This is a genomic window from Porphyromonas canoris (genome assembly GCF_000765975.1).
Taxonomy (GTDB): domain Bacteria; phylum Bacteroidota; class Bacteroidia; order Bacteroidales; family Porphyromonadaceae; genus Porphyromonas_A; species Porphyromonas_A canoris.
Genome location: NZ_JQZX01000019.1, coordinates 1 through 5,124, shown reverse-complemented (window position 1 = coordinate 5,124; position 5,124 = coordinate 1). Strand labels below are relative to the sequence as shown.

6 protein-coding genes are annotated in these 5,124 nt (G+C 47.2%); 5 read left to right on the top strand and 1 reads right to left on the bottom strand.

Annotated elements, in window-relative coordinates:
* Nucleotides 1-527 precede the first annotated feature (527 nt).
* From recF to HQ29_RS09465, 5 genes are read left to right on the top strand one after another with little or no spacing between them, the layout of a single operon-like run.
* The gene (gene recF, locus HQ29_RS09485; protein ID WP_036869505.1) at nt 528-1,643 is read left to right on the top strand and encodes a DNA replication/repair protein RecF; all 1,116 of its coding nucleotides are present in this window, start codon (nt 528-530) and stop codon (nt 1,641-1,643) included.
* A gap of 6 nt (nt 1,644-1,649) precedes the next feature.
* The gene (locus HQ29_RS09480; RefSeq protein WP_036869504.1) at nt 1,650-1,955 is read left to right on the top strand and encodes a hypothetical protein; all 306 of its coding nucleotides are present in this window, start codon (nt 1,650-1,652) and stop codon (nt 1,953-1,955) included.
* 30 nt (nt 1,956-1,985) lie between these two features.
* On the top strand, nt 1,986-2,579 hold the full coding sequence (locus tag HQ29_RS09475; RefSeq protein WP_036792427.1) for a thymidine kinase: 594 nt from the start codon (nt 1,986-1,988) through the stop codon (nt 2,577-2,579).
* Between the two features lie 5 nt (nt 2,580-2,584).
* Nucleotides 2,585-3,130 carry a dTDP-4-dehydrorhamnose 3,5-epimerase gene (rfbC, locus tag HQ29_RS09470; protein WP_036792895.1) on the top strand — a complete coding sequence of 182 codons (546 nt, stop codon included), beginning with the start codon at nt 2,585-2,587 and terminating at the stop codon, nt 3,128-3,130.
* Nucleotides 3,131-3,137: 7 nt separating this feature from the next.
* Nucleotides 3,138-4,361 carry an anaerobic sulfatase-maturation protein gene (locus HQ29_RS09465; protein ID WP_036869502.1) on the top strand — a complete coding sequence of 408 codons (1,224 nt, stop codon included), beginning with the start codon at nt 3,138-3,140 and terminating at the stop codon, nt 4,359-4,361.
* A 124-nt stretch (nt 4,362-4,485) separates the two neighbouring features.
* On the opposite strand, the gene HQ29_RS09460 is transcribed toward HQ29_RS09465, so the two are convergent.
* Nucleotides 4,486-4,974: an HU family DNA-binding protein gene (locus tag HQ29_RS09460; RefSeq protein ID WP_036869499.1), complete on the bottom strand. Its 489-nt coding sequence runs from the start codon at nt 4,972-4,974 to the stop codon at nt 4,486-4,488.
* Between the last annotated feature and the right edge of the window lie 150 nt (nt 4,975-5,124).

The following is a 5,124-nucleotide window of genomic DNA, read 5'->3' as shown; positions in this document are numbered from 1 at the left end:
ATTAAATATAGATATCTATTCTATTGACAATATATTTATGTTCTCATACTCCCAATCTTAAAAGAAAACACCTGCAAACTGCATAGATATGATTATAATAATTAAGATTTTCAATGAGTTAATATTTTGATCGTAGCTGAAAGCGCAAGAATGATATGTATCTATAAACATTCCCACTCTACTCCAACATATCATTACAGATAATATTTATAACAATCTGATATACAAATAAAACAGGCAACATAATACGAAGTTGTAAAACTTAAAATGGCTCATTGTAAAACTATGGGTAAGATATCTAAATCCATATGTGATGAATAATATCAGGCTATTATAATATACGTTCTGGAAATAAGAATAGAACATTTCTATACAACACAGATCTCGAGAATATACAAAACAAGACATTTCTCTGTATAGAATTGTATCTACTCGTTGCGCTACATCCATCTTTCAAAAGATGTATTATTGCTATCTTTGTTGGTGTGCAAAATTTCTAATAAGAAGAAAGAATATCTGCGACAGCTATGCAGTTAAAAGAAATAGACATAAGCAACTATAAAAACATTAAGCAGGCTCATTTGACCTTCTCTCCCAAAATAAACTGCTTGATTGGGCTCAATGGGATGGGGAAAACGAATTTGCTGGATGCTATATACTATCTCTCTTTTCTTAGAGGGCATTTTTATCTTCCGGATCACATGGTTATTTGTCATAATGAGTCTTTCTGTCTTCTCGATGCACATTATCTAAGGAATAAAAATGAAGAGCATATAGTATGCAGTATCCGTCCGGGGCATCAGAAAGTATTCAAAAGGAATAAAAAGGCTTATACCCGATTGAGCGAGCACATCGGAAAGCTTCCTATTGTGATGATTTCTCCGAAAGATTTTGATTTAGTACATGGAGGAAGTGAAGAGCGAAGAAAATATTTAGATACTCTTATTTCTCAGGAAAAGCCTAAATATCTTGAAGTCCTCATTGCTCATAAGAGACTATTAGAACAAAGGAACAGCCTCTTAAAGAGTCCCTCTCCCAATGTAGAAATATTAGATATACTGGAGGAGCAGCTCGCCCAAGAGTCTGCACTTATACAAAAAGACCGGACAGACTGGATAGAGAGAATCGCTTCTCATTTTAGCTCTTTCTATAACGAAATATCGGGTAGCAAGGACAACGTCTCGCTCTCCTACCTGCCATCTATTGAGGATTACAGCGTAGAAGGAATCCGAGCTACTCTTCGCGATAACAGACAGAAAGACTTTGTACTCGGCTACACCTCTCAAGGCATTCACAAAGATGACATCGGAATGTACATAGATGGAGAGTTGATAAGAAAAATCGGGTCGCAAGGGCAAAACAAGACTTTTCTTATTGCACTAAAACTTGCTCAGTACGATATTCTAAAGGAGGCAACAGGGCTTAAGCCTCTTCTTCTCTTGGATGATCTTTTTGACAAACTCGATGCGGAAAGAGTGAATAAGATCATTCACATGGTAGCCGGGGACACGTTCGGTCAGATCTTCATGACGGATACGAACAGAACCTATTTGGACAAGATACTGAAAGAGAAGAAAGAGACTTCCTATCATCTGTTTTCGGTTGAGAAGGGAGCCTTTTCTCTGATTGCATCAAATGCTTGAGAGACGATGAAGCGCAGGTACACAAGTGATAAAATAGACAAAGTATTGCAGGACGCCACCGAAGAAGTTTCCCTCCTATCAGCCGTCAAACGTTACAATGCCGTGCATGAGAGATGGCTTTTGTCCCCTCTTTCTCAAGGACTGACCGAGTCGGTAGAAATCTCTTTAGAGGGAGACGATACCATCCTTATCATCTGCAAGAGCAGCGTTGTCTGGCACCGGCTCAATCTTTCCAAAGAGTCCCTTCGGGAGTTGTTTGATGAAACCATGAGGGAGCATGGCATAAAAAAGATAGAACTAAAACGAGTGTAGAGCTCTCTTAAATCAAGGAAGATTATATATATGTATCAGTTTGAAGAAGACTCGGATATAAGAAGAAAAAAGATAAGAAGGCACGGAAGCATAGAAGTGATTTGCGGCTCTATGTTTTCGGGCAAGACGGAAGAGTTGATACGAAGGGTCAGGAGGGCCACCATTGCGCAGTTGAAAGTCGAGCTTTTCAAGCCCAGCATAGACACGCGCTACTCTCAGACGGATATTGTAAGCCACTCCCATGAGAGCATTCCCTGCACGGAGGTTTCTCACTCCATGAATGTCTATCTTTTGGGGTGCGATGCCGATGTTGTCGGCATAGACGAAGTGCAGTTTTTCGACAAAGGGATCACGGATGCCTGCGTGAAGCTGGCGGACGAAGGGGTGAGAGTGATTGTCTCCGGTCTGGATATGGACTTCAAAAGGGAGCCATTCGGTCCCATGCCCGATCTCTGTGCCGTGGCAGACAGCATCTCCAAAGTTCACGCCGTCTGTCTGGGATGTGGCAGGCCGGCACAGTATTCTCATCGTCTTGTTGCGGACACGCAGGTGGTTTTATTGGGAGAGACCGGAGAGTATATGCCTCTGTGTCGCTCTTGCTACTTGAAGATGAATAAAAAATGACCCTTATGAACACGACAACCATACCGACCTCCCTACCCGGAGTGTACATCATACAGACGAAACGATACCCGGACGTTAGAGGATACTTCTCGGAGAGCTACAACAGAGCTTTCTGGCAGGAGATGTTTCCTCACGACCCGTTTGTTCAGGACAACGAATCTTATTCTCACCGCGGCGTGTTTCGCGGTTTGCATTCTCAGCAGGGAGATGCGGCACAGAGCAAGCTCGTGCGTGTCGTTCAGGGCAAGATCATAGACTTTGTCGTGGACATAGATCCCGGCTCTCCGACCTACTGCAAGTTTATAGAGGTAGAGCTATCTTCGGAGAATGGCAGGCAGCTCTACATCCCTCGCAGGTACGCACATGGTTTTCTGGCATTGGGCGAGCACAACATCGTGTCGTATAAAGTGGACAGATACTATGCGCCTCAAAGCGAGAAGAGTTTCAGGTTCGACGATCCGAAGATAGGGCTTGATCTTGCACGCCACATAGATTCGTCGCGGCTCATCATTTCCGAAAAAGATTTGCAGGGTGTTTTCCTGCCGGACTGAGCAGCTTATGTCTTTCACTCCCTTTTCGCATCCCTATTATATCTCCGTAAAACCCGTGGGTGCCGCGTGCAACCTGCGGTGCGAGTACTGCTACTATCTGGAGAAGTCGCGTCTGTATGCCGGCGAGCCGTGCAAGACGATGAGCGATGAGATGCTGGAGCTTTTCGTGAAGGAGTACATCGGCTCTCAGACTTCGCCCGACGTTCTTTTCACCTGGCACGGCGGAGAGACGCTGCTCCGCCCTATCTCCTTTTATAAGAAGGCACTCGCGCTGCAAAAGAAGTACGGCAGGGGGAAAAACATAGACAACTCTTTGCAGACGAACGGCACTCTGCTCACGGAGGAGTGGTGTCGCTTCTTCAAGGAGAACGACTTCCTGATAGGTATCTCCATCGACGGCACACCGGAGCAGCACGACAGATACAGGAAAGACCCTAAAGGGATAGGCACGCACTCGGACGTGGTTCGGGGTATAGAGCTTCTGAAGCGGTTCGATGTCGCGTTCAATGTTCTTGCCGTTGTGAACGACTTCAATGCCGACCGCCCGTTGGAGTTTTACCGCTTCTTCAAGTCGTTGGGCTGCCGGTACATTCAGTTTTCTCCCGCCGTGGAGCGCATCTACTATTCGGACGAGGCGCTCTCCCCTCCCTCCGAGACGTTCGACCACGTCAAGGTGGCGCCCTATTCGGTTTCGCCTGCGCAGTGGGGTCGTTTTCTGATAGCGATCTTCGACGAATGGGTGCGGAACGATGTGGGAGAGATTTTCGTTCAGATTTTCGATGCCACGCTGGCCAACTGGGTCGGTGTCTCGCCGGGTGTCTGCATCTTTGCCGAGAGATGCGGCAACGCCTTGGCACTCGAACAGAACGGCGACGTCTACTCGTGCGACCACTTTGTCTTCCCTCAATACCTGCTTGGCAACATCCGCACCACGCCTTTGGTCGAGATGGTTTACGGGCAGCGGCAGCGAGCCTTTGGCGAGAGCAAGCGTGCTTCGCTGCCGGAGCAGTGTCTGTCGTGCACGTATCTCTTCGCCTGCAACGGCGAGTGCCCCAAGAATCGTTTCGCTTTCACGGCGGACGGAGAGCCGGGGCTCAACTATCTCTGCTCCGGCTACCGTGCATTCTTCCACCACGCCGCACCTTACATGGACCGGATGAAAGAGCTGCTTCGCCGCCGCCTGCCTCCCTCTCTCATCATGCACCGGCTTGGAGAAGAAGAGCAGCCGTGAGGGGGCTTTGCGCTTCGGTTCGGAACAAAAAAGACTCTCCCCCATCAGACCGGGTCTGATGAGGGAGAGATTTTTTTACCCGGCTGCTTCGGGTTGTTTCGCGATGTGCCGGTATCCGTCCGGATCAGAAGCCGCCTTCTCCTCCACTACCGCCGGAAGAAGAGCCGCCGCCCTCGCTGCCGCCCGGCTTCTTGCCGGAAGGTTTGCAAGCAACGTCCAGAGCGGACTCCGCACGCTCGATGCGTACATCTTTCAGGGCGGTCTTGACCTTGACGCGGGGCGTATAGATCACTTTTGCCTTGCCCACGAGAGTGGCATCCACCTTATCGGCGGTTTCGACGCCCGCACCTGTTCTTACCGTGATGCTGGGGCGGAATGTTCCCATATCGCCGCAATCCACGCTTTTTCCGTCCTTGAGCAGGCGGATGAGGACCTTTGAAGCGCGGTCGAACACCGCCTTGATGTCTGCGGATGAGATGGTGGTTTCGTCAGAAACGAGTTCGATAAACTCCTCGAAATCTACGTTCGAGTGCAGGTGAATGGCAGGGTACCAAAGGGTTTTGTCTCCCTTGCTGAAGCCGACTTTTCGCTCAACTGCTTTAATCTTTATCATAGCAATGTAATTAGCTGTTAAACAATGAATTATATTTACCTGCGAATATACTAAAATTTTTATGCCTATGAAAATTTTTTTCTATGCCCATGAAAATTTTTTTCTATGCCCATGAAAATTTTTTTCTATGCCCATGAAAATTTTTTTCTA

Bases quoted from the DNA above. Each gene is read 5' to 3' on its own strand.
- recF (WP_036869505.1), top strand. From the start codon at position 528: ATGCAGTTAAAAGAAATAGACATAAGCAACTATAAAAACATTAAGCAG.
- HQ29_RS09480 (WP_036869504.1), top strand. From the start codon at position 1,650: ATGAAGCGCAGGTACACAAGTGATAAAATAGACAAAGTATTGCAGGAC.
- HQ29_RS09475 (WP_036792427.1), top strand. From the start codon at position 1,986: ATGTATCAGTTTGAAGAAGACTCGGATATAAGAAGAAAAAAGATAAGA.
- rfbC (WP_036792895.1), top strand. From the start codon at position 2,585: ATGAACACGACAACCATACCGACCTCCCTACCCGGAGTGTACATCATA.
- HQ29_RS09465 (WP_036869502.1), top strand. From the start codon at position 3,138: ATGTCTTTCACTCCCTTTTCGCATCCCTATTATATCTCCGTAAAACCC.
- HQ29_RS09460 (WP_036869499.1), bottom strand. From the start codon at position 4,974: ATGATAAAGATTAAAGCAGTTGAGCGAAAAGTCGGCTTCAGCAAGGGA.